Here is a 25611-nt window from a genome sequence, read left to right as displayed (position 1 = left end):
TACTCGAAAAATCACGAATGAGAATTAGTGGCAAATAGGAATGACTGGTATATCATGCCCCGCGAATTCTTGGCAGGTTCGCCTTACCGTCCGCTCATCCATCAGGTCAAAAATCCATGCGTCGTACCCTGATTTCTCTCTGCGTGCTTCAGGCGTTTTCCCCTTTTACCTGGGCGCAGGTTGCTGGCACCGAAAATGCCAGCCTTGAACTGCAAGCCATCAATGTCACGGGCGATATGGACTCTGAGACGGCTCAAGGGCCGGTCAAGGGGTATCGTGCCACACGTTCTGCCAGTGCGACGCGCACTGACACCTCAATTCATGAGACGCCTCAGTCCATCAGCGTAGTGCCCAAAGACGTGGTCGAGGACATCGGTGCGACGCGTTTGCAGGAGGCCCTGGACTATGCCGGTGGCGTCGGCCGAGCGAACAACTTTGGCGGGCAAGGGCTTACCAATTTCACTGTGCGAGGCTTTACAACCGCAGAGTTCTACCGCAACGGTTTTCCGATTAACCGGGGCTATCCAAGCATGCCGGACGCCAACAGCATTGAGCGCCTTGAAGTGCTGCGCGGGCCGGCGACCATGCTCTATGGACGTGGCGATCCCGGCGGTACCTTCAACGTGGTATCCAAGCAGCCTTTGCCTGAGCGTAAGGTCACATTGGGTAGCCAATTGGATGATCAGGGTATGAAGCGTGGCACCCTGGATGCTTCCGGTCCGCTGGATGAGCAAGGGCGTCTGGCCTATCGCCTGAACGTGGTAGGCGAGGGCGGCGACACCTTCCGCGACCATGTCTCAACCGAGCGCTATGGGGTAACGCCTGTGCTGAGCTGGCAGGTCAGTGACGACACCAAGGTGATTTTCGAAGGCGACTTCATGCGTAACAACCATCCGCTTGATCGCGGCCTGACCCGCTTCGCCAACCAGCGCGGTACGCCGTCCCGCGATACCTTCTGGGGTGAAAAATACGCCGGTAATCTGCACAACGATAACAACATGGCTCAGCTGCGTTTCGAGCATATGCTCAACGACAATTGGACCCTGGGCGGTGGTTTCCAATGGCTGGACGGTACGATGAAGGGTAATGCTGTTGAGGCCAACGGTGCTGCCAGCTTGAATGCCGACGGTCGAACACTTCAGCGTAACTTCAACTACCGCAATCTGGAATGGACCGACAAAGACTATCAGCTCAACCTGACCGGGCACTTTTCCACGGGTGGCCTTGATCACACATTGCTGACTGGCGTCGAATATGAAGACTATGACTACAAGTCGATCATCCAGCGCTCCAGCGCCGCATCGGGTGCTTTTCCAATCGATATCTTCAACCCGGTCTATGGCCAGCCACGTCCGGCGCTGACTCGTACACCGACCCACGATAAAGAAAACCTCAAGACTTACGCGGCCTTCGTCCAGGATCAAGTCGCGCTGACCGAGCGCTTAAAAGTCCTCGCCGGTGCGCGCTTTGAGCGCTTCGAGCATGAGTACGAATCCTACGTGTCAGGCGTCAAACCCTGGAACGCTGCCGACAATGCCGTCACCCCGCGCGTCGGTGTGATGTATGACCTCACTGACACTGTCGCGATCTACGCTGATGCTGCTCGCTCGTTCAAGCCCAACACAGGCGCCAGCCGGCAAGGCGGCGGGTTTGAGCCGGAGAAGGGCAAATCCTACGAAATGGGTGTGAAGTGGGAAGCGCTCGATCAGCAGTTGAGCGTCGACGCGGCGATCTACCAGATAGAGAAGAAAAATGTCCAGAGTGTCGATCCCGTTGACTCAAATTTCAATGTCGCCACGGGTCAGGTACGCAGCCGTGGTTTCGATCTGAATGTGGCCGGCAACCTGACGCCCGAGTGGCGCATGATCGGCGGCTATGCCTATGTGGACGCCGCGGTGACCAGGGACACTGCAGTGCGTACTGGAACGCGTCTGGCAAACATTCCGCGCAATAGCTTCAGCCTGCTCAACGTGTATGAGTTTCAGGATGGCGCGCTCAAAGGGTTGGGCCTCGGCGCAGGTGGGAAATACGTAGCCGAGCGTGCCGGGCAGACCGCCAATAACACGTTCTCGATGGACGCTTACACCGTCATCGACTTGCTTAGTTCCTACAAGATCAACGAAAAGGTCCGACTCAATCTCGACGTGAAGAACCTGTTCAATCGTGAGTACGAAGAAGGCTCGTTCCTGAACTTCTATGCTTACCCCGGTGAGCCCCGGACGGTGCAAGTGGGGATCTCTTACACCCTGTAGCCAAAAATGAATTAACCGCTCAGTCCACTAGTCTAAGTGCTCAGGTTAAAGAAGAGGCACTACTATTGCACGGGTCTACGTTACAACGGTTACCTGCGCGGTTCGCTTTATCTCTAAGCGTACCTATGAGGGGGCCTCCAATTGGCGACTGGACCTGTTACGACCTGCCAGTTTGGCACAATAAAGTGCCTGGTCTCCTCTTAGGAGAGTGTTTTCGAAAGTCGAATCTCCTACTCGGTACGTAGCTATACCTATGCTAAGCGTCACGTTCAGTTGTAGCTGCCCGATCATGAAAGGCTCGCCCGCCACTTTCTTCCTCAGTCGCTCCGCCAGTCGCTCTGCCTCGTTGATATCCGTATCGGGTAAAACAATCAGGAACTCTTCCCCCCCCCAGCGTAACGCGCTGTCATGTTTGCGTATGGCGCTTGTCAAGCGCCGCGAGAGCAGAGTCAGCACGGCGTCTCCTGTTTCGTGTCCTAGAGTGTCATTAACCTGCTTAAAGTGATCAATGTCGCCTATTAGTAAGCTGTAGCACTCTTCCCTATTGGCGTCGGCATGAATTCGTTCCAATATCCGGCGACCTCCCCGACGATTGCCTAGTGCAGTCAGAGGATCGGTTTCGGCGAGGCGCTGCAAGTCCAGCGCTGCCCGTTCGCCAGTCATCGCGATATAACCGAAGTAGACCAGAATACTGGCCATCTGGTCGAAAGCCATGGACACGATGGAACTATCGTAAGCATTCGCCATGAGCATGCCTGCTAGTATCAGAACGGCGGAGATTCCGAGTATCACGATGTAGCCCGCGAAAGCCATCGCCACCAAGTATTGAGAGAAGATACGCCGATTGGCGGATAACAATATCTCATAAAGAGCGAGTGCTGATATCGCTGCAGAAATTAAGTAAATGAAGGGGAGCGTAACCTTTATTGTTACGCCCACATAGACGGCAAAGGTGTAGAGCGCGCTCGGTAGAAGGGGGAGCAGGGCCAGCCAAACTATAGGGACCGATCGACCATAAAACAGTCGTAGACCGGACCATGAGGTCACCAAGCTTGTCAGGAACAGAGACGTCACTATGAGACTGAGAAGTGGTGATGAATTCGACTTATTACCATAGTAAAAAGTGAGTGCGGTACCAAGGCCCGAGCTAAGCAACGCAACGCTCCAATGCCACAGATAACGAGCGTTACGTTGACTGATCAGCAACACTCCGAAAATCAATAGAATGGTAACGCGACTGATTGTACTGCTGAAGTAAAGCGTTTCGATGCTTAGCATGACGGCTATACCTTGCGTAAACCTAACGATGGAGCGTACCGCTCAAATGAAGGTCAGCTAACTCACCGGCATCAGAATCGGTAGCCCAGTCCTACTCCGGCTATCAGTGTGTTCATAGAGACGACGGAGTTGAAACCTTGTCCCTGGAATCGATATTCTGGACTGATCACGTAGCGCAGGCTGGTGCTGAATGACCAGTTCGCGCTCAGGCTGTAATCAAGCCCGGCGCTCAAAACTCCACTTGTAATGCCATGGACATTGAAGTTGGGAATCCCGGCAGCCGGCTTCACATCTCGAGTCCAAGCATGATTTATGCCTAGTCCGAAATAGGGGCTAAATTGTGCCTGAGGGTGTAAGTGGTATTGCAGCGTAAGTGATAGCGCGATATTGGAAATGGTACCTACATCGAAATCGCCCAGTCGCGATCTTCTGATCCGATAGTCGCGCTTAAATGGTCCGCCCTGGATCTCGACGGCCCAGTGTTCTGTCATGAAATAGCTGAGGTCCATCCCTATTATCGCTTGCCGTGGTGTTTCTACCTTCCCGCCAATGGTAGAAATCTCCGACCTCATATCGACAGGAGTGACCTCCAACACCATCATCCGTAGCAGCCATGGACTGGTTCCTTTCTCAAGTGTCAGTTGCGCGTCCTCAGCCGCACAGGCTGAGGACGCTAGAAGCCATAGCGTCCCAGAGATTACGATAGTGCAGACGTATCGCTGAACTGACATGGCTTGATTGCCTCCTCTACTAAGCGCCGGATTTATTGCGTTTTTCCCAAAACTGCCCGGCCAGTTCGCTTAGCGCGTTGGATAACTTTGCCACTAACATTACACTTTTAGAGTTGTTCTGAGCTATCTGTACATTGTCGATGGCAGTGTCGTGAATGTGCTTTATGCTCACATTTATATCCTCACTGACAGCCCCTTGCTGTTCGACAGCGGTAGCTATTTGGGTATTCATTTCGACGATCTTGTTTACACTTAAACCTATGTCAGTGAGAGCGTCTGCACCTTGCTGAGCAAGACTCACACTTAAGTGTGCCTGCCGACTACTGCTTTCCATTATGGTAACGGCGTAGTGCGAACTCGCTTGTAATGCGGCAATAATATTTTGTATGTCGGTGATTGAGTCTTGAGTTCGAGATGAGAGGCTTCGAACCTCATCTGCGACTACTGCAAACCCTCGGCCATGCTCCCCAGCTCTAGCTGCTTCAATTGCCGCATTTAGAGCCAGTAAGTTTGTTTGATCGGCTACTGACCTAACGACATCTAAAATGTTTGATATCTCAACGCTCTGAGTTTCTAGTTGACATATAACTTCTGTGGCTTTTTTTATTTCTTGCTCAAGCTCAGCGATATACTGACTTGTTTCGGCAACCTTACTTTGCCCTAACAACGTCTCTTCGTAACCTTTAGAGGCAGCATCGGCAGCGTGTTGTGAGTTATTGGCGACATCTTGGATGCTAGCGGTCATCTGTGTTATGGCGGTGGCAATTTGATCAGTTTCGGCTTGTTGTTTGTTAATCAAAGCCTTGCTTGACTCTATATCATCAAGCAGACTTGCAATATATTCGCTAATTTGATTTGATGCATCACCGATACGCCCAATAACAGCACCAGTTTCAGCTTGTGCCATTCTTAGAGCAAATTCGACTTCACCAAACTCATCGCTGCGTCCTGTGTATAGAACTTGACTAAGAGCATTTTCAGATATGTTTTTCCCCATTTTTACTAGTCGCCTCATTGGGAAAAGTAATGCCGCTATTGCAACCGAAATAAGCAGCCCACTCGTAAGCTCTGCTAAGATCAAGTTAAAAAATGGTACTGTTGTGGTTAGATTTAGCTCCACCATGCTTATAAGAATGCTTGTCCACACCAATATGATGAGCTTTGGGCTTAGGCCTATGGTCCATCTTCGAGATAGAGGTTTTCCATCTCTCAATTTTGAATAGACTTTTTCTGCTGCTTTAACATGCTCAGGTTCAGGCTTGGTTCTCACCGATTGATATTCGATTGTTGAACCATCTTTGGTAATGGGAGTAACGTAAGCACTGACCCAATAGTGATCGCCATTTTTGCAACGATTTTTCACTAAACCCATCCATGAACACCCAGCCTTTAAGGTTTTCCACATATTCTGGAATGCGGCGGGCGGCATGTCAGGATGCCTAACTATGTTATGCGGCTGGCCCAGGAGCTCCTCCACGGTAAAGCCACTAATTTCAATGAAGTCAGGGTTGACGTGAGTAATGCGGCTTTGATCATTTGTAGTGGATAGAATATTTATATTAGGAGGTAGCTCGTGATTACGATTTGTAACTGGTAGATTTAGCCGCATGGTTCCCCCTTGAATCTCAGTTTAAGTTAACTAAAAACTCAACTATTTTTCTCAGCCCGTCGTGGACGCTACCAGGCGAACGACACTGATCATCTATAGAATCCATTACGTTTATACAGTAATGGCTAAAGGCCACCTTTGCACGATTTATCTAAGTAAATCCTGAAAAAAACTTCCTGATTTGGCAAGATCTCCGGGCACCAATCGCCGAGCTTTTCAATGAGGCAAATGACCTTCGCCGATGCCGAGTACGCCGGTAAGCGCAAGCAGACCCGCAAGGAATTGTTCCTGATCGAGATGGATCGGGTCGTACCCTGGAAGGGTTTGATTGCCCTGATCGAACCTCATTAGCCGAAGGGCGAAGGTGGTCGTCCGGCCTATCTTTTGATGCCGATGCTGCGGGTTCATCTCATGCAGAATTGGTTCGGTTACAGCGATCCTGCGATGGAAGCCGCACTGTACGAGACGACGATCTTGCGCCAGTTTTCCGGTCTGAGCCTGGAGCGGATCCCAGATGAAACTACCATCCTCAACTTCCGTCGCTTGCTGGAAAAGCACGTGTTGGCCGCTGGTATTCTCGGCGTGATCAATGGCTATCTGGGCGACCGTGGCTTGTCGCTGCGACAAGGCACCATCGTCGATGCCACGCTGATTCATGCGCCCAGTTCGACCAAGAACAAGGACGGCAAACGCGACCCTGAGATGCATCAAACCAAGAAAGGTAACCAGTATTGATTCGGTGCCAAAGCTCACATTGGTGTCGACGATGAGTCAGGGCTGGTGCACAGCGTGGTGGTCACTGCTGCCAACGTCGCCGACATAACCCCAGTCGACAAACTGCTACACGGTGCTGAGAGCGTGGTCTGCGCCGATGCAGGCTATACCGGTGTCGAGAAGCGCGAAGCGCAAGATCGAGAAAGCCCAAGCCCAGGTTCGCGCCAAGGTTGAGCATCCATTTCGAGTGATCAAGCGTCAGTTTGGTTATACGAAAGTGCGTTTCCGAGGTTTGGTGAAAAACACTGTGTTGAGGCTGATGCCGATTTGACCCGCTTGCCGACGCGGGACTGCCCCTGATGGGTCAAGGTGACTTCGCCAGACGCTTACAGCTAATCGACACTGACGACCGTAAATCCCAGCTCTCAAAGTATCCTCAGCAATTTCCGACAATCCTCAAAGGCGGAAATCGGGCCTAAGGAGGAGGGCAGTCATTAGTCCTCAGCTGACCAGCTTCGAGCGACTGACGTGGCGGTCGTCTAGCAGCAGCCGTAGGTAGAGCGAGCACTCCTTCATGCACTCAAAGTCTTGAGGGGCACTGGGCGTAGAGTGTGAGAAATCCCGATGAAATGCGGGTTTGATCATGTCAAAGCCCATCGCAACACGTCTCTCAGAAGGTTCAACGGTGGTATTACGGTGAAGCCGGAAACCTCTGCACATGTCGGTGTACGATATTGTCTAAAATATTTCGGTCGAGAACGGAGCTAGCGCCCAATGAGTGATGCATTGCCAACTACGTTGATATGCCGGGATCCAGGTGATAGCAGCGGGGACATCGTCATAGATATCCCACCGGATAGACTAGCGGCAATGGGCGTCGGTTTGGGTGATTTCTTAAGCATCGAGTTGGTCGAAAGATCGATAATGCTGAAGCCAATTTGTCGAATCAAAGCTGAAGGTCGGGTTGACTCAGATTGAGCAGGCCGGTCGCTCGCCCAACTGCTCTAACAGTGTCACTAGATAACCGTATAAATCGTGTCTGAGTCTCAGGAGGCTTCGGTAGCGCTGAGATGGAAGAAAATATCCAAATGCGGGAACCATTCCGCAATTTAGATTTTTACTTCTCTGAAATTTCGATCTTCACTTCCGGGTACCCCGCGAGCTACTCGATTGAAGATCCATGACATGCCCCATCATTTAACATAATATACATTATGCGAACCACGCCAATTGGATGTCAGGGCCCATGGAGGTCAAATTTCAAGGCCTTAAACGTATCCTCTGTGGAGTCTGCTGATGTGTTCGCTGCAATACACACGTCCTCTCGCTACACTCGCATCTGCTGCAATCCAATCCATCAAGGTTCAATCCATGGGCACGTCAGTCGTACCGAGTTGTTTGTTTGCTGCGATTGATGCGGTTTATCTGCCGGCTGGCTTGAAATGCTCGGAAGATATTTCTCCTGACGTTGAGGCTAGAGAGTATGGCGGTTGTCGATTCATGCTGGGAACTCGCCAGGTTGTGTTCCGTGTCGCCAAAACCACCCCGACCAAGATTGGTCAGTTCGTGACGCTGTGGAAACGACCCTATGCAACGAGTGTGATTGCTCCGCTGGATAGCAACGATAATATCGACTTCGTTGTGATCCACGCGACTGGCACCGAACAAAGTGGTCAGTTTGTATTTGACCGTGCAACGTTGCTGTCCCATGGCGTAATGTCCATAAATGGCGTCGGTGGCAAGCGTGCTTTACGTGTGTATCCGCCCTGGAGCCGACCTATTGCCAAGCAAGCGTTACAGACTCAGCGGTGGCAACTCCAGCATTTCGTGACAGTTGACCCCTCAGACCAGGCCTCGTTACAGCATATAAAATCGTTGTTCAGGTCCTCGTTAAAGTGAGCGTATGCCCTATTCCGGTCCTTCTCACATGACTGTTAGTTATAACTCAACTAAATAGGTATTTAGTTGAGTTATATAAATCAGCTGTGATGCTCAAAGCCGAAATCGATCCACCGACTGCGACAATTTCCCCGCCAACGCAGACAACTCGTCCGTCGTCGAGGCTGTCGTGCCGATCACCTGGCTATTACGCTCCGACATACTGGCAATCATCTCCACTTGATGGGCAATTTCGTTGCTGGCCAGGCTTTGCTCGCTGATGGTGCGGGAGATGTCGTTGACCAATTCGGTGGTGTTGAGGGTGGCCTGGAGAATCTCGCGGATGGCGCGCTCGACTTCGGCGGTCACGGCCATGCCCTTGTCCACTTGAGTGACGCCCTCCTCCATGCTGGTCACCGCTTCCCGGGTGTTTTGCTGGATGCGACCGACCATGCTGGCAATCTCCTGGGTCGACGCGCTGGTGCGTCCGGCCAGGCTGCGCACCTCATCGGCGACCACCGCAAAACCGCGTCCTTGTTCACCGGCGCGGGCGGCTTCTATCGCGGCATTCAGGGCCAGCAGGTTGGTTTGATCGGCAATGCCCTTGATAACCTGGATAATGCTGTAGATCGCCTCGGATTCCTTGTCGAGCGTGCGGATCACCTGGGCTGATTGCTGCGCCGAGCGGGCAATGCCGTCCATGTCACTGACCACCTGATGGATCACCCGACCGCCGTCCTTGGCCAAGGCTTCTGCCTGGTTGGCCATATTCAGTGCGCGTGCGGCATGTTGGGTGATTTCCTCGATGCTGGCGGTCATTTCACTGGCGGCCGCCGCCATGGTGCTGGCGGCGGCGCTTTGCTGCTGACTACTGCCCGCCACTTCATGGCAACCCTGGCTCAGTTGCTCGCTCATGCCATTGACGCCGTGGGCATTACTGCGCACCACTTCGATCATGCCGCGCAAATCCCCCTGCATGGTGGCGAGGCTGCGTATCAGCGCGCTGGCCTCGTCCTTGCGATGGGGCACGACAATCGGCTCGCTCAAATTGCCATGGGCAATACTGTCAGCGATTCGGCTCGCGGCCTGCAACGGCCCCATGATGCTCCGGGAGACCCATCGGCCCTGCACCAGGAGCAACAACAGGCTTGCGATCAACACCACAGCCAAGGTGAAGTTGGCGTTGCTGATGGTTAGCCGGGTGCCAATGCTGGTTTGCTGCGTATTGTTTTCGATCAGTTCGCTGAGGGTAGCCATTTGACCCTCCAACTGGCTGAACGCTGTATTGAAGGTCTCCAGTTCGCCGCGAGCGGCCTCCGGGTTGTCCAGCGCGAGTGCGACAATACGTTCACCTGCGTTGATATAGGTATCCAAGCTGGGTTTGATTTTTCCCAGGCTGGTCTTTAACGTTTCGCCCAACGGCAGCTTAAGGTTGTCCTCCAGCACCTGCCGAAAGTGCTCGGCATGCTCCTTGAGTGAACTGCTGACCTCGGCTTTGGTGCTAGTGCTTTTCCCCAACCCGACTAACATCGCCGACAACACGTCGGCGCGCAGTGCGTCGTGCATCATGTCGGCTTCCATGTGGTTGCGCAGCACCGTCATGATGACCTGATTGTCCTGCACCGCATCGGCCATACGGGTGTTTCCCAGGTAACCGGCCAGGCTCATGATCAAGGCGGTGATCAATCCAGTCGCAATCAATAGCCATAAGCGTAATTTGATCGTCATGCTAGTCATCCCCGTAGACTTTACAGTCGGTTGGGAACCCAACCACTTGACCGTCGTTGATATTGTTATCGGAATTGGCTCTCTGTATTGAAGCTCAATTGCACAGATCTGCGCAGTCGAACTCGAAGTCTTCCCCAGCTTGTTTGCGTGGGAGCGGTTCTTTAAGCTGGCCAACCTTTGCTTCACGCGGAACTGCTTATGCCTAAACGTATCGCCCACCTTGCTTTGCTGCTTGGTCTGATCACTGCCGTCGGCCCCTTCGCCATTGACATCTACCTACCGGCGCTACCGACCCTGGGCGCCAGCCTGCAGGCATCGCCGGCAGCGGTACAGATGAGCCTCACGGTGTTCTTCATGATCATCGGCGTCTGCCAGTTGTTTTATGGCCCGATCAGCGATGTGTTCGGGCGCAAGCCGCCGATCTACGCCGGGTTGCTTATCTTCGCCGTGGGCAGTATCGGCTGCGCACTGGCACCGAGCATCGAAGTGCTGATTGGTTTTCGCGCCGTGCAGGCGTTTGGCGCGTGCGCGGGGATGGTGATTCCCCGGGCGATTGTGCGCGACCTGTATACCGGCCATGAAGCGGCGCGGCTGATGGCGTTGCTGATGCTGGTGATGAGTGTGTCGCCGATCCTCGCGCCTTTGGCGGGCAGCCTGGTGATTACGCTATGGAGTTGGCGTGAAGTGTTTGTCGTGCTGGCGGTGGTGGCCGTGTTGTGCCTGGTCATGACCATCGTGCAATTGCCTGAAACCCATCCCGCCGAGCGCCGATTGGGCAAGACCTTGGGTAATGCCTTCAGCAGTTATGGGGCGTTGCTGCGCGACCCGGTGTTCATCGGTTTGTCGGTGGTGTGCGGGTTTGGCCTGGCGACGTTCTTTGTATTTATCGGCAGCGCGCCGTTCGTATACATCGAGTATTTCGGGCTGACCCCCACCCAATTCAGCCTGTGCTTTGCGCTGAACGCCGCGTCTTTTTTTGCCATGAGCCAGCTCACCGCCCGCCTGAGCGCACGCTTGGGCCTGGCGCCGCTGATTCGCTGGTCGGTGGTGGGCGTGGCCGTGGTGATGGTGTTACTGGCCGCTACGACGCTATGGGGCAGCCACCTAGGCTTGATGATGTCGCTGTTGTTTATCGGTTTCGGTTTCCTCGGCTTGCTGTTGCCAGCGGCCGGCGTGTTGTCCCTGGAAGAGCACGGCGCGGTGGCCGGCTCCGCATCGGCGTTGCTCGGGGCGATCCAGATGATCACGGCGGCCGTCTCCATGACCCTGGTGGGCGTCTTTGCGGATCACACCCCGGCGCCGATGCTGATCGGCATCGCGCTGTGTGCCGCTGCGGCGCTGCTGACCACGCTGTGGACCTTGCGCCGTCTGCCGGCGCACTTGCTGGCCGGTGCGCCGCCCTCCTCCTGAGCCAAGCCCGGCGACGACCGCGCGTTTTTCACCGGTCGCCGCCGGCTAAAGATCAAACCGATCCACCGCTCGCCGCCGCTCATTGTCGTCACGCACGTCGTAGTTCGCGGTGGTCTGGATATTGGTGTGGTGCGCCAGTTTCTGCGCGATGGAAAGGTCATGTTCCTCAATCACCCGCGTGATGAAGGAGCGCCGGAAATCATGGGGCATGATCTTCACCCCCACCTGCTGACCGCGCTGGCGGGCGATGTAGTAAATCGCATGCTTGGTGATGCGTTCGCGGGTGATATGGCTGCCCCTGCGGATGCGGTTGAACAGGAAGGAATCGTCGTGCTCGCCTTCCTTGAGTTGTTCGCGCCGGAATTCGAGCCAGGCCTGCAATTTGGCGAAGGCCCAGCCCGGCGCGTATTTGATCAGTTCCTTGTTACCCTTGCCAATCACGCGCAGGCTGCGCTCGTCAAAGTTGATCTGTGCGAGGTCGAGGTTGACCGACTCCGACTTACGCATGCCCGAGCCGTACAAAATACCGATCACTGCAGCATCGCGCAGGCCCTGGGGCCGTGGGTCGGCGGCGCAGACGTCGATCATTTCGCGGATCAGCGTGCGACGCAGGTTGCGCCCCTGGCTCAGGCGTGTGCCGGGCGCGGCCTTGACCGTGCGCATTTTCAGCAGGTGTTCCTGGCTGATCAGACTCATGCGCCAGGCTTCGTTCATCACCCCGCGCACGGCGTTTACATACAGCGACGAGGTGTTGGGCGCGTAGCCGTCCTCGCGCAAGGCCGCAACCAGAGCGATCACGTGTTCGGGTTGCAGCAGGTGCCAGTCGATGTCTTCAAGGTTGATATCCTCGAAGCCGAAGCGGTCGGCGGCGTCCTGCAGCACGTAGCGCATGGTCAGTTGACTGGAGTGCGCCAGGCGGGTGAGGTAGAGGGTCAGCGGGTTGCGGATTGACTCAGTCAAAGTAGATCAGCCTTTGGATTAAATATCTCGAACAAGCCTTTGTTTATTCGAGATATTCATTGAATTGACGAGAGCCGAGTCTAACGCACCATCGGCCCCTGCACCCAATCACGGGGCGGTCTCTTCATCCCCGCTCGATTCCTGAGGCGGGGTCTGCGCCTGGCTCCATTCAGCATCCTGCTTCTGCATCAGCGCGAACCAGTGCTGGCGCATGAATATCAGGTAGGCCTGCGGTGCCTTGGCAAAATCCTTCTCGTCGCTGTAGCAACCTGGCAAAGGCAATTCAGTGCCCTGTTCCTTGTACTGGCTGACCAGTGCCTGTTGCCCGGCGATGCTGCAATCCTTGGGCAGCGGCATGCCACGCAGTGCTCCTGCTTCTTCGTCCCACCAGGCGGCGCCGACCCGGTCGACACCACGCAGGCGGTACTTCTGCGACTTGCCGACATGCATGATCAGCTTGAATTCATTGGGGCTCACATCACTGGTGCAGGTGCGCGTGTAGCCCACAGTGGCCTGGGTGGTGCCGTCGCCGGCAAGGTCGGTGACCTTGGTCGCCGCCATGTCGAAGCGCATCGCGGCATCGAATTCGCAGCGCTGCACGTCGTCGTAGAGCATCCAGAGGCGTTTGGGGCGGTCACCGTCGATCAAATACTGGGCCGCATAGACAAGCGCCGACTGGGTGCCGTCATCCTCGCGCTGGCTGATTTGCTCGGCCAGCACCAGTAGGTTCTTGCCCTGGCGGTCGTCCCAGGTATAGGCGGCGACCTGCTTGCCTTGCACTTCAACCCCCTCTGGCACTTGAGCGAGCGTGGTCAGCGGCACGCCCTCATCAGCGTATACGGGGGTGACGCAGGCTGCGCTCATCAACAATCCCATCAACACGGGCCGCCATTGGCCGCCTAAACGCTGCACGCTATTCATCCGAGTACCCTGGCAAGAGATGGCTTACTTTACCGGCACTTGAGGGGCAATGCAGAGAAGATTCTTCAATAAACATCAGTAACGGGGGATGCTATTACGTGCAGCGCCGATCCGGGTCCGCTCCGTTGAGCCCAGCGCCATGCAAAACGTTCCTATTCCGCCAAATTAGCAACGTCCTCAGTACGTTAGTCATTTAGCTGAACCCTAGCTGTCTACCTGTCAAATAAACGATTTTTTCATTAGGCTTTCATATTCGTTGAACATTTTTACGCTTAATCTTGGCCGCAGGACTTGAGAACGAGCCGCACTGTGCCGACTAACTTGTTGATTCCCCTTTACCTTTGTGGTTTTTGGTCTTTACTCTCGTATACACATGGAAGGTCTCAATAACCCACCAGGATGGTCGGATGAACACCATAATTCCACACCAGGTTTAACCACGCACCTGCCTTTTCGGCCAGTGACTGTTGTCTTTACGCTCCAAGTTGCTCAACCCCCGAGGTCATGAATCTTTGAAACCCTACCCTATTCATTGTGTGTCGATCGTTATCCCGGTCTACAACGAACAAGAAAGCCTGCCTGAATTGCTGCGTCGCACGACGGCAGCTTGCAAGCAACTGGCCTACGAATACGAAATCATCCTGGTCGATGACGGTAGCCGCGACAAATCCGCCCAATTGCTCGAAGACGCTGCCGCCGAAGACGGCAGCAACGTGGTCGCGGTGATCCTCAATCGCAACTATGGCCAGCATGCGGCGATCATGGCCGGTTTCGAGCAGTGCCGAGGCGACGTGGTGATTACCCTCGACGCCGACCTGCAGAACCCGCCGGAAGAGATCCCGCGCCTGGTGGAACAAGCCGCGCTGGGCTACGACGTGGTCGCCACCGTGCGCAACAACCGCCAGGACTCGGCCTTTCGCCGCTGGCCGTCGCGCCTGATCAACCTGGCCGTGCAGCGCTCGACCGGCGTCGCCATGACTGACTACGGCTGCATGCTGCGCGCGTACCGCCGCACCATCGTCGACGCCATGCTCGCCTGCCGCGAACGCAGCACGTTTATCCCGATCCTGGCCAACGGCTTTGCCCGTCACACCACGGAAATCCTCGTACACCATGCCGAGCGCGAACACGGCGAATCCAAATACAGCGCCATGCGCCTGATCAGCTTGATGTTCGACCTGCTGACCTGCATGACCACGACCCCACTGCGCCTGCTGTCCATCGTCGGCTTCGGCCTGGCGGGCCTGGGCGTTCTGTTTGCGTTTGCGCTGATCGTCCTGCGTCTGGCCTTTGGCGCTCAATGGGCCGGCGACGGCACCTTCGTGCTGTTCGCGGTGCTGTTCGTGTTCACCGGCGGCCAGTTCATCGGCATGGGCCTCTTGGGTGAATACCTGGGCCGCATGTACAGCGATGTGCGCGCCCGCCCCCGATTCTTTATTGAAAAAGTGCTGCGCAACCAACCGGCAGCACCGGCACCCGTAGTCGTCGTTGACGGCCTGGTGTCCTCCCATACCACCACTACTTCCCCTTCCGATCAGGTTTCGTCATGAATTCAAAAGCTGTTGTCTTCGCTTACCACGATATTGGCTGTGCTGGCATTGAAGCCCTGCTGACTGCCGGTTACGACATTGCCGCCGTATTCACCCATGCCGATGACCCCAAGGAAAACAATTTCTACGGTTCAGTCGCGCAACTGTGCGCCCGCAAAGGCATCCCGGTGCATGCGCCGGAGGACGCCAACCACCCGCTGTGGATCGAGCGCATTGCCAAGCTCAACCCGGACTTCATCTTCTCCTTCTACTACCGCAACCTGCTGAGCGAACCCCTGCTGGCCACCGCCCGCAAAGGCGCGTTCAACCTGCACGGCTCGCTGCTGCCGAAATACCGTGGCCGCGCACCCGCCAACTGGGTCCTGGTCAAAGGCGAAACCGAAACCGGCGTGACCCTGCACCGTATGGTCAAGCGTGCCGATGCCGGCGCGATCCTGGCCCAGCAGAAAGTCGTGATCGAGCGCTCCGACACCGGCCTGACCCTGCACGCCAAACTGCGTGACGCCGCCAGCAGCCTGCTGCGCGATGCCTTGCCGCAACTGGCCGCAGGCAAACTGACCGAAACCGCCCAGGACGAAAGCCAGGCCACTTATTTCGGCCGTCGCACCCCGGCAGATGGCAAGTTGGAGTGGCAAAAACCGGCTGAAGAGCTGTTCAACCTGGTACGCGCCGTGACTCAACCGTACCCGGGCGCTTTCTGCGCCGTGGGCGAGCACAAGCTGATCGTGTGGCAAGCCGAAGTGGTCCAGGGCAACGAAGGCCTGGCGCCTGGCCGCGTGATCAGCGTCAACCCGCTGCGCATCGCGTGCGCTGAAGACTCGCTGGTGATCAAGTTCGGTCAGCGCAACGACAACGGCCTGTACCTGGCCGGTCCGTCCCTGGCCAACGAATTGGGCCTGGTGGACGGTTCGGTCCTGCGCGGCGCCGAGTCTGGCCGCAAGCCACGTCGCACCCGCGTGCTGATCCTGGGCGTGAACGGCTTTATCGGTAACCACCTGTCCGAGCGCCTGCTGCGTGACGACCGTTACGAAGTCTACGGCCTGGACATCGGCTCCGACGCCATCGAGCGCCTGCGCAGCCACCCGAACTTCCATTACGTGGAAGGCGATATCAGCATCCACACCGAGTGGATCGAGTACCACATCAAGAAATGCGACGTGGTCCTGCCGCTGGTGGCCATCGCCACGCCGATCGAATACACCCGCAACCCGCTGCGTGTGTTCGAACTGGACTTCGAAGAGAACCTCAAGCTGGTTCGCTACTGCGTCAAGTACAACAAGCGCGTGATCTTCCCATCGACTTCAGAAGTCTATGGCATGTGCCAGGACCAGTACTTCGATGAAGACACCTCCAACCTGGTGGTCGGCCCGGTCAGCAAGCAACGCTGGATCTACTCGGTCTCCAAGCAACTGCTGGACCGCGTGATCTGGGCCTACGGCGCCAAGGGCCTGAAATTCACCCTGTTCCGTCCATTCAACTGGATGGGCCCGCGCCTGGATCGCCTCGACTCGGCACGTATCGGCAGCTCCCGTGCGATCACCCAGTTGATCCTGAACCTGGTGGAAGGTACGCCGATCCGCCTGTTCGACGGTGGCGAGCAGAAACGCTGCTTCACCGACATTGCCGACGGCATCGAAGCCCTGGCGCGCATCATTGATAACGACAACGACGTGTGCAACGGCCAGATCATCAACATCGGTAACCCCGAAAACGAAGCGAGCATCCGCCAGTTGGGCGAAGAACTGCTGCGTCAGTTCGAAGCTCACCCACTGCGCAGCAACTTCCCTCCGTTCGCCGGTTTCCGCGACGTAGAAAGCAAGGCGTTCTACGGCACCGGTTATCAGGACGTGGCCCACCGCAAACCAAGCATCGAAAACGCCAAGCGCCTGCTGAACTGGGAGCCAACCGTGGAGATGAGCGAAACCATCGGCAACACCCTGGACTTCTTCCTGCGTGAAGCCATGCTCGAAATCGCGGACAAGCGCTGATGCAGGCAGGTCTTCGCATCGACGTCGACACTTACCGTGGCACTCGCGAAGGCGTGCCACGGTTGCTCGAGGCCCTGGATGAAGCCGGGGTGAAAGCGACGTTTTTCTTCAGTGTCGGGCCGGACAATATGGGGCGCCACCTGTGGCGCCTGATCCGCCCGCAATTCCTGTGGAAGATGCTGCGTTCCAACGCTGCCGGCCTGTATGGCTGGGATATCTTGCTGGCCGGCACCGCCTGGCCGGGCAAGCCGATCGGCCGTGACCTGGGGCACTTGATGCGCCAGGCCAAGGCCGCCGGGCACGAAGTCGGCCTGCACGCCTGGGATCACCATGGTTGGCAGGCCAACGCCGGACGTTGGAGCGACGCACAGTTGATCGAGCAGATTCGACGCGGTGTGGACACCTTGAGCGACATCCTCGGTGAACGTGTCGACTGTTCAGCGGCCGCCGGTTGGCGCGCCGATGAACGCGTGGTGCAAGCCAAGCAAGGCTTCAACTTTCGCTACAACAGCGATTGCCGGGGCACCAGCCTGTTTCGTCCAACCCTGGCCGACGGCAGCGCGGGCACCCCACAGATTCCGGTAGACCTGCCGACCTTCGACGAAGTCGTCGGGCCGGTGGTGGCTGCCAAGGATTTCAACGGGTTCATCCTCGACCGCTTCGCGCAGTCGAAGCTGAACGTGTACACGATCCATGCAGAAGTAGAAGGGATTCTGATGGCCAATGATTTTCGCCAGTTGCTAGCCCAGGCAGGGCAGCGCGGCATCGATTTCAAACCGCTGGGCGACTTGTTACCGGCGGACGTCTCCACCCTGCCCCAGCAACAACTGGTGCGTGGCGCCCTGAGCGGCCGTGAGGGTTGGCTCGGAGTGCAGCAGGCATGATCCGCCGTTGGGCGCTGCCCCTGCTGTTGCTGGCATTCGGCGCATTTTATCTGTTGCCACTGGCCACCCATGGCCTGTGGATTCCGGATGAAACCCGCTATGCACAGATCAGCCAGGAAATGCTGCTGACCGGCAAATGGGCTTCGCCGCATTTCATGGGCATTCGCTATTTCGAAAAGCCGGCTGCCGGTTACTGGATGATCGCGCTGGGCCAGGCGATCTTCGGGCAAAACCTGTTCGGCGTGCGGTTTGCGTCGGCCTTGAGCACCGGGCTCAGCGTGCTGTTGGTGTACCTGGTGTCGCGCCGGTTGTGGAATGACCCGCACAAGAGCCTGGTCAGTACGGTGCTGTACATGAGCTTTGTCAGCGTCGCGGCGCTGGGCGGTTATGCCAACCTGGACCCGCAGTTCACCTTCTGGGTCAACCTGACCGGCGTGGCGCTGTGGTTTTGCTTCGACAGCAGCACACGCAGCGGTCGCGTCTGGTCCTGGGCGTTGCTCGGGGTTGCCTGTGGCATGGGCTTCATGACCAAAGGCTTCCTCGCGTGGCTGCTGCCGGTGCTGATCGCCCTGCCCTACGCGATCTTGCAGAAGCGCCTGCGCGACTTGCTGGGTTATGGCCTGGTTGCCGTCGCCGTGGCGGTTGCCATCAGTCTGCCCTGGGCACTTGCGGTGCATAGCCAGGAGCCGGATTACTGGAACTTCTTCTTCTGGCACGAGCATATCCAGCGCTTTGCCGGCGAAGACGCGCAACACGCCGAGCCATTCTGGTACTACCTGCCACTGCTGGTCGCATTCAGCCTGCCGTGGGTGGCGCTGTTGCCGTCCACCGTCAAGCAGGCGTGGCAGCACAAGCGCACGCCTAACATCGCCTTCCTGCTGCTGTGGCTGCTGATGCCGCTGGCGCTGTTCAGCCTGGCCAAGGGCAAGCTGCCGTCCTACATCATGCCGTGCCTGCTGCCGCTGGCGTTGCTCATGGGTAACGCGCTGAGCGACAAACTGGCGCAGGCCCAAGGCCGCGCCTTGCGCATCAACGGTTGGCTGAACCTGACCCTCGGTGTTGTGGCCTTGCTCGCGCTGACGTGGTTCCAACTGAAAACACCGCTGTACGAGCACGGCCAGGAAACACTCGGCCTGGTGCTGGTGTTCGCCTGCCTGTTCGGCTGGATCATCGTCAACCTGCTGCAGGCTGCACGCCCATTGAAATGGTGGGCCGCGCCGGCGCTGGGCAGTTGGTTGCTGGTGGCGTTGGCCCCGGCCGCGCTGCCCCATTCGGTGGTGTACAACAAGACCCCGGATCAATTCATCATTGACCACCTGCCGGACCTGCAGCCGACGTCCGCCCTGCTCAGCAATGACCTGGGCGCGGCATCGGCCCTGGCATGGCGCCTGCAACGCGCTGACGTCACCCTTTATAACACCGTCGGTGAAGTGAAATACGGCCTCGCCTACCCGGACGCCGCCCAGCGTAAGGTGGACCTGACCCAGGTCCAGCAATGGATGAGCGAAGCCCGCCAAAAAGGCGCGGTAGGTGTGGTGATGCGCGTCAAAGGTGACGACGAGATCGCCGAAGTGAACCTGCTGCCCCAGGACGGCAAGCGCTTTGAGCAAGGCAATCTGGTGATCCTGGTTTTCCCGCAGGCTGCGCCATGATCACCCTGTTCTTGTTGTTAGCCGCCTGCCTGCTCACCTGCATGGGCCAGGTCTCGCAGAAGTTTGCGGTGGAAAGCTGGCGCGACCAGCCTGACGGTTGGGCGCTGAAACTGCGCTCAGCCTGGTTATGGGCAGCGCTGCTGTGCCTGGGTTTCGGCCTGCTGGTCTGGCTGCTGGTGCTGCAGCGCCTCGAAGTCGGGATTGCCTACCCGATGCTCAGCCTCAATTTCGTATTGGTCACGTTAATGGCGCGCTTCGTATTCAAGGAGCACATCGACACTCGGCATTGGCTGGGCGTGGCGCTGGTAATTGCTGGCGTCGTGCTGCTGGGGCGCCAAGTATGAGCCGGGTGCGCGGGTTTACCTTTGCCCTGGGCAGTGTCGGCCTGGTCAGCGCCGCCCAGTTGGGGATGCGCTGGAGCATGACGCGCCTGCCCCTGCCTGACGAATGGCTCGGCGCGTTCAGCAGCAACGCCATCGATCTGGGCGCCCTCGGCGTGGTGAGCCTGGCGATCCTCGCTTATGCGCTGTCGATGCTGTGCTGGCTCTGTGCGCTCAAGGATTTGCCCCTGGGCCGCGCCTATTCGCTGCTCAGTATCAGCTACGCGCTGGTCTACCTGTTGGCCGCCAGCCTGCCGGTGTTCAACGAACATTTTTCGCTTTCAAAAACCCTGGGGGTGGCCTTGGTCATCCTCGGTGTACTGGTTATTAACTCTCGTCGTGCTAGCGCAGCAAGCCCCAGGAATGCCCCATGAAAATCAGTGTATTTGGTAGTGGTTACGTCGGTCTGGTACAAGCCACTGTATTGGCCGAAGTCGGTCACGATGTCATCTGCATGGACGTTGATCAAAACAAGGTCAAGCTGTTGCAGCAGGGCCATGTGAGCATTTTCGAGCCAGGGTTGGCGGCGATGGTCAAGGAGAACCTTGAAAGCGGACGGCTGAGCTTCACCTTTGATGAAAAGCTCGCCGTCGAACATGGCGAGGTGCTGTTTATCGCCGTGGGTACACCGTCGGATGAAGACGGTTCGGCCGACTTGAAATACGTGCTGTCGGTAGGCGATGCGGTCGCCCGCCATCGGATCGAGCCGGTGATCCTGGTGGAAAAATCCACCGTACCCGTCGGCACCGGCGACACCTTGCGTGCCCATATCGAAAAGGCCATGCACGGCACCGGGCGGTCCCTGGAGTTCGATATCGTCTCCAACCCGGAATTCCTCAAGGAAGGCTCGGCGGTTGCCGACTGCCGCCGCCCGGACCGGATCATCATCGGCTGCGAGCGTGAAGAAGTGCGTGAAGTCATGCGCGAGCTGTATGCGCCCTTCAACCGCAACCACGATCGCATCATCTTCATGGACCTGCGCAGCGCCGAACTGACCAAGTACGCCGCCAACTGCATGCTGGCCACCAAGATCAGCTTTATCAACCAGATCGCCGAGCTGGCCGAACACCTGGGGGCGGACATCGAAGCGATACGCCTGGGCATCGGCGCCGACTCACGCATCGGCTATCACTTCATCTACCCCGGCTGCGGCTACGGCGGCTCGTGCTTCCCCAAAGACATGCGCGCCCTGATCCACAGCGCCAAGCAGGCCCATTGCTCGAGCGACCTGCTCGAAGCCGTCGAAGCGATCAACCAGCGCCAGAAGAGCAAGCTGTATGAACGCATCAACGCCTTCTTCAAGGGCAACCTGCGCGGTAAGACCTTCGCCCTGTGGGGCCTGGCCTTCAAACCTAACACCGACGACATGCGCGATGCCCCGAGCCGCGTGCTGATCGAAGCGCTGTGGGCTGCCGGTGCCACCGTGCGCGCATTTGACCCGGAAGCCATGCAGGAAACCCAGCGAATTTACGGTGACGACCCACGGCTGATGTTGATGGGTACTCCGGAATCCACCCTGAGCGGCGCCGATGCGTTGATCGTCTGCACCGAATGGCAGCAGTTCAAGGCACCGGACTTCGACCTGATCTACGAACGTCTGAACACCCCGGTGATCTTCGATGGTCGCAACCTGTATGACGGCGAGCGCCTGGCGCGCAAAGGCTTCCAGTATTTCCCGATGGGCCGTGGCGACTCCTGCCAGTTACCGATTCCCCAGCAACAGTGGGTGCCACAAGTTGTGGAAGCCTGACCGGTGAAAGATCAAATGCCCCAGCTGATGAACGCAGCGATCCGGCGCCAGTCGTTGGGGCTGGCGCTACTGGCGTTGCTGTTATTCATTGCCGGCAACTGGCACCAGGCAATCATCGGTTTCGACTCGCGCTTCGTGGTCTTTGCCCAGGAGATGTTGCACCATGGGCCGAGCTTTTTCCCCACGACCTACGGGCAACCTTATGCCGATTACCTGGCGACCTCGACGCTGATGACGTGGCTGCTGTCCTTGCCCCTGGGCCAGGTCAACAGCTTTACGGCCTGGTTGCCGACGTCCATCGCTTCGGCGCTGATCGTCATGCTGGTGTACCGCCTGACGGCGCCCTACTCCCAGCGCTGGGGCCTGCTGAGTGTTGCGCTGCTGTTGCTCAGCAGCACGTTTATCAGCGAAACCCGCGCGGTGTCCCTCGACCAGATGCTCGCCGCAGTGGCCCTGACGGTGTTCTACCTGGGTTATGCGCATGATCACTTCGGCGCCGCCAAGCGCCTGCACTGGGTGTACCTGCTGTTGATCGTGGGCTTTACGATTCGCGGGCCGATTGGCCTGGTGATCCCCACGGGCGTGCTATGCAGCTACTTCCTGCTCAACCGCCAATGGCGCCAGCTGTTCAGCTTCGGCCTGTTGGCCCTGGCACTGCTGGGGGCGTGCGTTGGCCTGCTGTTGCTGCTGGCCAAGCTCAGCGGCGGCGAAGCGTTCATGCAGGACGTGATCCGCATGCAGTTCCTCGGGCGTATGGATGGCAGCGAAGGCTCCAGCGGTGCGCTGTATTACTTCACCAGTTCCGTGGGCAATTACGCGCTGGCTTACCCGCTGGCGCTGCTGGTGCTGCTGGTGATAGCGATTGGCGGGCGACGCCCACCTGATCCGGCGTTGCAGTTGGTGCTGTACTGCGCAGCGGCGGGCTTGTTGGTGATGCTCGGCTTGTCGATTCCCCAGGCAAAGAAGGCGCGTTATGTGCTGCCGATGTTGCCGATGGCAGCCATTATTGCGGCGTATCCGTTTCAAGTCGCCCACGGGCGGTTGTATGGCTGGCTGCGCGGTTTGATGCTGAGCCTGTGGACCGTGTTGCCCGCGCTGCTGATCGTCGGGCTATGGCTGGCGCGCCGGCGTTACCCGGAGCAGATGGCGCACATCGGCTGGGTGCTGGGCGTGCTGGGCGCGCTTCAAGTGCTGGCGCTGGTGGCGGTGTTCCAGGCACGCCTGCGCACGCTGGTACCGGCCCTGACCGCCGTGCTGGCGGTATGGACGACGTATATTGTGGTGGTCGAGCCAGTGGAGCGCAGCCTCTATGACACTCGCACCTTCAGCCTGCAAGTCCAGGCGCAGGTCCGCCAGCAACCGGCGCCCATCGTGCTGCATGCGCTGGGTAAGGATGCCAAAGCCATCAAGTTCATGGTCAACCTCGATTACGACCGGGTGCCGGTGTTCACCCAGCAGCCCGCCGACCTGGCAACATTGCAAGGTCCGGCGTGGCTGGTCATGAGCCAAGATGACTTTGAAGGGTTGCAGGACCCACGATTGCGCGCAATCACTCCGACGCTCACTGGCACGTTCGACAAGAATCCCTACGTGCTGCTGCACTTGGACAAAACCATTCAACCTTGACCGCGCCGGCGGCGGCCGGCCAGTTGAGTCCATTATTTTTGTATTTAACCTACATTAATATGCATTGGCGACCCTGCATCGCGGTCGGCACACTACGCGGGTTCCTCCCCCAAATGCAGGAACTTTCAAGGGCTTGTCCGGGAAACCAGACAAGCCTTTTTTTGCCCGCCGTTTATGGAAATTGTGAATGCTCGCTCGCTGGTTACCCGCTGCCATCAATACCCGCCCTGCCGAATGGAGCCGCGCCGCGATCGGCATGGCCTTGGGCACTCTGCTCAGCGTGTGGGTCTGCGCGCAAGTGTTTGGCATGGAGGTCGCCCTGCACCTGCTCGGCCCTCTGGGTGCGTCGGCAGTGTTGCTGTTTGCCGTTTCATCCGGCGCGCTGGCACAGCCGTGGTCGATCATCGGCAGCTACCTGTGTGCCGGCGTAGTCGCGCTGCTCGTCGCACGGGTCCTGGGGCGCACCTTGGGCAGCGCCTGCCTGGCGGCGGGCATGACCGTGGTCCTGATCTGCTGGCTGCGTTGCCTGCACCCGCCGGCGGGAGGCCTGGCGATGACGCTGGTACTGGCCGATCCGGCCTCGACGGCTCTCGGCTGGCAGGAACTGCCCGCGGTGATGCTCGGCGCGGGAGCGTTGGTGACCTGTGCACTGGCCTATAACAATGCCACCCGCACGCGCTATCCCAAGGGCGCGACCGAGGCACCGAACACCTTCGTGAGCAAGGCGCAGGCAGCAAGAGACCCGGCAATCACGGCGGCGGACCTGAAGCTGGCGTTGGCCGACATGGAGCAGTTCTACGATATCGAGCCCACGGCGCTGGAACAGTTGATCCACGCCGCCGAGAGTCATGCCCGTCGTCGAAGTATCGGGCAAGTGCTGGCAACTCGCGTCGAATAGCGGTATCGCGAGCGCCCCGCATTAACGACGAGGGGCACAAAGAGTGCCCGGGCATGCGCCACGGTTTTATCAACTACCCCGCTTCTGAGCCGGCCGCCAGGCGTGCCGTGCTGCGCTGTAGCGAGGCCCTGGCCGGCTATTTTCACCTTCCGGACGGCTGATCGCCTGTTCTGCATAAATGCAAAAACGACCTGCATGATTCAAGGTTGTACTGGGCAAATTTGCACTGGTACGATCGCGAGAGGGTTCGTCCGCGAACATCTTGTTTAAAGAACAATAAAAGCAGGGAGTTACAGATGACTGCTCAGGTTTCATCCGAGGCAAGCCACGCCGACATTCTTCAGCAAGAGGTACTGGCCAACGTCCGCAACCATGTTGGCCACCTCACCCTCAATCGCCCCGCCGGCTTAAACGCCATCAACCTGAACATGGTTCGCGGCCTGGCCCAACAGCTTCAGGCCTGGGCAGATGATCCCCAGGTATATGCCGTGGTCCTGCGCGGTGCCGGTGAAAAAGCCTTCTGTGCGGGCGGCGATATTCGCTCGCTCTACGACAGTTTCAAGAACGGCGACACCCTGCACGAGGATTTCTTCGTCGAGGAATACGCCCTCGACCTGGCCATCCACCATTACCGCAAACCGGTACTGGCGCTGATGGACGGCTTCGTCCTCGGCGGCGGCATGGGCCTGGTGCAAGGCGCGGATCTGCGTGTGGTCACCGAACGCAGCCGACTGGCGATGCCGGAAGTGGCGATCGGTTACTTCCCCGACGTAGGCGGCAGTTATTTCCTGCCGCGCATTCCTGGCGAGCTGGGCATTTACCTGGGCGTCACCGGCGTGCAGATTCGTGCGGCCGATGCGTTGTATTGCGGGCTGGCGGACTGGTACCTGGACAGCACCAAACTGGCCGACCTCGACCAGAAACTCGACCAACTGTCATGGCAAGATTCCCCTCTCAAGGACCTGCAAGGCGTGCTGGCCAAGCTGGCCGTGCAGCAACTGCCGGACGCCCCGCTCGCCGCCTTGCGCCCTGCAATCGACCATTTTTTTGCCTTGCCGGACGTGCGCAGCATTGTCGAGCAACTGCAACAAGTGACCGTCGCCAACAGCCATGAATGGGCCTTGAGCACGGCCAACCTGATGCAAACCCGTTCACCGCTGGCCATGGCCGTGACCCTGGAAATGCTGCGGCGCGGGCGCCGTTTGCCGTTGGAGCAGTGTTTCGCCCTGGAACTGCACTTGGATCGCCAGTGGTTCGAGCGTGGCGACCTGATTGAAGGGGTCCGCGCGCTGATCATCGACAAAGACAAGAACCCGCGCTGGAACCCATCGACACTCCATGGGCTGGACGCGAGCCACGTGGAAAGCTTCTTCCACAACTTCACGCAGGTTGCGAGATAAGC

19 protein-coding genes and 3 pseudogenes are annotated in these 25611 nt (G+C 57.8%); 14 read left to right on the top strand and 8 right to left on the bottom strand.

Annotated elements, in window-relative coordinates; all coding sequences use genetic code 11:
* The first annotated feature begins 116 nt into the window (after positions 1 to 116).
* A complete protein-coding gene (locus ACS5Q8_RS14255; protein ID WP_465160339.1) occupies positions 117 to 2252 on the top strand; it encodes a TonB-dependent siderophore receptor in 2136 nt (711 codons plus the stop codon).
* Between the two features lie 123 nt (positions 2253 to 2375).
* Here ACS5Q8_RS14255 and ACS5Q8_RS14250 read toward each other — a convergent pair whose 3' ends face one another.
* From ACS5Q8_RS14250 to ACS5Q8_RS14235, 4 genes and pseudogenes are all read right to left on the bottom strand, one after another.
* Positions 2376 to 3530 (bottom strand): GGDEF domain-containing protein, encoded by a 1155-nt coding sequence (locus ACS5Q8_RS14250; protein WP_276192968.1) that lies wholly within the window; start codon positions 3528 to 3530, stop codon positions 2376 to 2378.
* Positions 3531 to 3601: 71 nt separating this feature from the next.
* A complete protein-coding gene (locus ACS5Q8_RS14245) occupies positions 3602 to 4129 on the bottom strand; it encodes an OmpW/AlkL family protein (protein WP_426099897.1) in 528 nt (175 codons plus the stop codon).
* 151 nt (positions 4130 to 4280) lie between these two features.
* Complete coding sequence (locus tag ACS5Q8_RS14240) at positions 4281 to 5384, bottom strand: methyl-accepting chemotaxis protein (RefSeq protein ID WP_426099896.1); 1104 nt, start codon at positions 5382 to 5384, stop codon at positions 4281 to 4283.
* Positions 5385 to 5540: 156 nt separating this feature from the next.
* Positions 5541 to 5870 (bottom strand): annotated as a pseudogene (locus tag ACS5Q8_RS14235) (PAS domain-containing protein); the annotation flags it as partial.
* 219 nt (positions 5871 to 6089) lie between these two features.
* Here ACS5Q8_RS14235 and ACS5Q8_RS14230 point away from each other — a divergent pair.
* Positions 6090 to 6891: pseudogene (locus ACS5Q8_RS14230) on the top strand (IS5 family transposase); the annotation flags it as partial.
* Positions 6892 to 7880: 989 nt separating this feature from the next.
* Positions 7881 to 8483 carry a MepB family protein gene (locus ACS5Q8_RS14225; RefSeq protein ID WP_443694208.1) on the top strand — a complete coding sequence of 201 codons (603 nt, stop codon included), beginning with the start codon at positions 7881 to 7883 and terminating at the stop codon, positions 8481 to 8483.
* Positions 8484 to 8576: 93 nt separating this feature from the next.
* Here ACS5Q8_RS14225 and ACS5Q8_RS14220 read toward each other — a convergent pair whose 3' ends face one another.
* Both ACS5Q8_RS14220 and ACS5Q8_RS14215 read right to left on the bottom strand, forming a co-directional pair.
* A complete protein-coding gene (locus ACS5Q8_RS14220; protein ID WP_443694221.1) occupies positions 8577 to 9302 on the bottom strand; it encodes a methyl-accepting chemotaxis protein in 726 nt (241 codons plus the stop codon).
* A 132-nt stretch (positions 9303 to 9434) separates the two neighbouring features.
* Positions 9435 to 10190 (bottom strand): annotated as a pseudogene (locus ACS5Q8_RS14215) (MCP four helix bundle domain-containing protein); the annotation flags it as partial.
* 198 nt (positions 10191 to 10388) lie between these two features.
* On the opposite strand from ACS5Q8_RS14215, the gene ACS5Q8_RS14210 reads away from it, so the two are divergent.
* On the top strand, positions 10389 to 11600 hold the full coding sequence (locus ACS5Q8_RS14210; RefSeq protein WP_465160338.1) for a multidrug effflux MFS transporter: 1212 nt from the start codon (positions 10389 to 10391) through the stop codon (positions 11598 to 11600).
* A 45-nt stretch (positions 11601 to 11645) separates the two neighbouring features.
* Here ACS5Q8_RS14210 and ACS5Q8_RS14205 read toward each other — a convergent pair whose 3' ends face one another.
* A complete protein-coding gene (locus ACS5Q8_RS14205; protein ID WP_465160337.1) occupies positions 11646 to 12560 on the bottom strand; it encodes a site-specific integrase in 915 nt (304 codons plus the stop codon).
* Between the two features lie 108 nt (positions 12561 to 12668).
* Positions 12669 to 13481, bottom strand: a complete 813-nt coding sequence (locus ACS5Q8_RS14200) for a M949_RS01915 family surface polysaccharide biosynthesis protein (RefSeq protein WP_276192959.1) — start codon at positions 13479 to 13481, stop codon at positions 12669 to 12671.
* Between the two features lie 512 nt (positions 13482 to 13993).
* On the opposite strand from ACS5Q8_RS14200, the gene arnC reads away from it, so the two are divergent.
* The 10 genes from arnC to ACS5Q8_RS14150 all read left to right on the top strand — a co-directional run bounded on the left by arnC (position 13994) and on the right by ACS5Q8_RS14150 (position 25609).
* Complete coding sequence (arnC, locus tag ACS5Q8_RS14195; RefSeq protein WP_276192958.1) at positions 13994 to 15031, top strand: undecaprenyl-phosphate 4-deoxy-4-formamido-L-arabinose transferase; 1038 nt, start codon at positions 13994 to 13996, stop codon at positions 15029 to 15031.
* On the top strand, positions 15028 to 17019 hold the full coding sequence (gene arnA, locus ACS5Q8_RS14190; protein ID WP_276192957.1) for a bifunctional UDP-4-amino-4-deoxy-L-arabinose formyltransferase/UDP-glucuronic acid oxidase ArnA: 1992 nt from the start codon (positions 15028 to 15030) through the stop codon (positions 17017 to 17019). Before arnC ends, arnA begins: the two co-directional genes overlap by 4 nt.
* Positions 17019 to 17903 carry a 4-deoxy-4-formamido-L-arabinose-phosphoundecaprenol deformylase gene (gene arnD / locus ACS5Q8_RS14185; protein WP_465160336.1) on the top strand — a complete coding sequence of 295 codons (885 nt, stop codon included), beginning with the start codon at positions 17019 to 17021 and terminating at the stop codon, positions 17901 to 17903. Before arnA ends, arnD begins: the two co-directional genes overlap by 1 nt.
* On the top strand, positions 17900 to 19555 hold the full coding sequence (gene arnT, locus ACS5Q8_RS14180) for a lipid IV(A) 4-amino-4-deoxy-L-arabinosyltransferase (protein ID WP_276192955.1): 1656 nt from the start codon (positions 17900 to 17902) through the stop codon (positions 19553 to 19555). Before arnD ends, arnT begins: the two co-directional genes overlap by 4 nt.
* Positions 19552 to 19899 (top strand): 4-amino-4-deoxy-L-arabinose-phosphoundecaprenol flippase subunit ArnE, encoded by a 348-nt coding sequence (gene arnE / locus ACS5Q8_RS14175; protein WP_276192954.1) that lies wholly within the window; start codon positions 19552 to 19554, stop codon positions 19897 to 19899. Before arnT ends, arnE begins: the two co-directional genes overlap by 4 nt.
* On the top strand, positions 19896 to 20309 hold the full coding sequence (gene arnF / locus ACS5Q8_RS14170; RefSeq protein WP_276192953.1) for a 4-amino-4-deoxy-L-arabinose-phosphoundecaprenol flippase subunit ArnF: 414 nt from the start codon (positions 19896 to 19898) through the stop codon (positions 20307 to 20309). The genes arnE and arnF overlap by 4 nt, the downstream gene beginning before the upstream one ends.
* Complete coding sequence (locus ACS5Q8_RS14165; RefSeq protein ID WP_276192952.1) at positions 20306 to 21685, top strand: UDP-glucose dehydrogenase family protein; 1380 nt, start codon at positions 20306 to 20308, stop codon at positions 21683 to 21685. The genes arnF and ACS5Q8_RS14165 overlap by 4 nt, the downstream gene beginning before the upstream one ends.
* Positions 21686 to 21700: 15 nt before the next feature.
* Complete coding sequence (locus ACS5Q8_RS14160) at positions 21701 to 23311, top strand: ArnT family glycosyltransferase (RefSeq protein WP_276192950.1); 1611 nt, start codon at positions 21701 to 21703, stop codon at positions 23309 to 23311.
* Between the two features lie 187 nt (positions 23312 to 23498).
* Positions 23499 to 24209 (top strand): HPP family protein, encoded by a 711-nt coding sequence (locus ACS5Q8_RS14155; RefSeq protein WP_276192948.1) that lies wholly within the window; start codon positions 23499 to 23501, stop codon positions 24207 to 24209.
* A gap of 296 nt (positions 24210 to 24505) precedes the next feature.
* Positions 24506 to 25609, top strand: coding sequence for an enoyl-CoA hydratase/isomerase family protein (locus ACS5Q8_RS14150; protein ID WP_426099771.1), 1104 nt, complete (start codon positions 24506 to 24508; stop codon positions 25607 to 25609).
* The last annotated feature ends 2 nt before the right edge of the window (positions 25610 to 25611 follow it).

Source organism: Pseudomonas sp. PAMC25584 (assembly GCF_058135675.1).
The sequence above is the reverse complement of the archived record's forward strand: the minus strand, read 5'-3'. Positions and strand labels throughout refer to the sequence as shown.

What these genes read in the sequence shown, in the direction of transcription:
- ACS5Q8_RS14255 (WP_465160339.1), top strand. Translation starts at nt 117, where the DNA reads ATGCGTCGTACCCTGATTTCTCTCTGCGTGCTTCAGGCGTTTTCCCCT.
- ACS5Q8_RS14250 (WP_276192968.1), bottom strand. Translation starts at nt 3,530, where the DNA reads ATGCTAAGCATCGAAACGCTTTACTTCAGCAGTACAATCAGTCGCGTT.
- ACS5Q8_RS14245 (WP_426099897.1), bottom strand. Translation starts at nt 4,129, where the DNA reads ATGGTGTTGGAGGTCACTCCTGTCGATATGAGGTCGGAGATTTCTACC.
- ACS5Q8_RS14240 (WP_426099896.1), bottom strand. Translation starts at nt 5,384, where the DNA reads ATGGTGGAGCTAAATCTAACCACAACAGTACCATTTTTTAACTTGATC.
- ACS5Q8_RS14225 (WP_443694208.1), top strand. Translation starts at nt 7,881, where the DNA reads ATGTGTTCGCTGCAATACACACGTCCTCTCGCTACACTCGCATCTGCT.
- ACS5Q8_RS14220 (WP_443694221.1), bottom strand. Translation starts at nt 9,302, where the DNA reads ATGGCGGCGGCCGCCAGTGAAATGACCGCCAGCATCGAGGAAATCACC.
- ACS5Q8_RS14210 (WP_465160338.1), top strand. Translation starts at nt 10,389, where the DNA reads ATGCCTAAACGTATCGCCCACCTTGCTTTGCTGCTTGGTCTGATCACT.
- ACS5Q8_RS14200 (WP_276192959.1), bottom strand. Translation starts at nt 13,481, where the DNA reads ATGAATAGCGTGCAGCGTTTAGGCGGCCAATGGCGGCCCGTGTTGATG.
- arnA (WP_276192957.1), top strand. Translation starts at nt 15,028, where the DNA reads ATGAATTCAAAAGCTGTTGTCTTCGCTTACCACGATATTGGCTGTGCT.
- arnD (WP_465160336.1), top strand. Translation starts at nt 17,019, where the DNA reads ATGCAGGCAGGTCTTCGCATCGACGTCGACACTTACCGTGGCACTCGC.
- arnT (WP_276192955.1), top strand. Translation starts at nt 17,900, where the DNA reads ATGATCCGCCGTTGGGCGCTGCCCCTGCTGTTGCTGGCATTCGGCGCA.
- arnE (WP_276192954.1), top strand. Translation starts at nt 19,552, where the DNA reads ATGATCACCCTGTTCTTGTTGTTAGCCGCCTGCCTGCTCACCTGCATG.
- arnF (WP_276192953.1), top strand. Translation starts at nt 19,896, where the DNA reads ATGAGCCGGGTGCGCGGGTTTACCTTTGCCCTGGGCAGTGTCGGCCTG.
- ACS5Q8_RS14165 (WP_276192952.1), top strand. Translation starts at nt 20,306, where the DNA reads ATGAAAATCAGTGTATTTGGTAGTGGTTACGTCGGTCTGGTACAAGCC.
- ACS5Q8_RS14160 (WP_276192950.1), top strand. Translation starts at nt 21,701, where the DNA reads ATGCCCCAGCTGATGAACGCAGCGATCCGGCGCCAGTCGTTGGGGCTG.
- ACS5Q8_RS14155 (WP_276192948.1), top strand. Translation starts at nt 23,499, where the DNA reads ATGCTCGCTCGCTGGTTACCCGCTGCCATCAATACCCGCCCTGCCGAA.
- ACS5Q8_RS14150 (WP_426099771.1), top strand. Translation starts at nt 24,506, where the DNA reads ATGACTGCTCAGGTTTCATCCGAGGCAAGCCACGCCGACATTCTTCAG.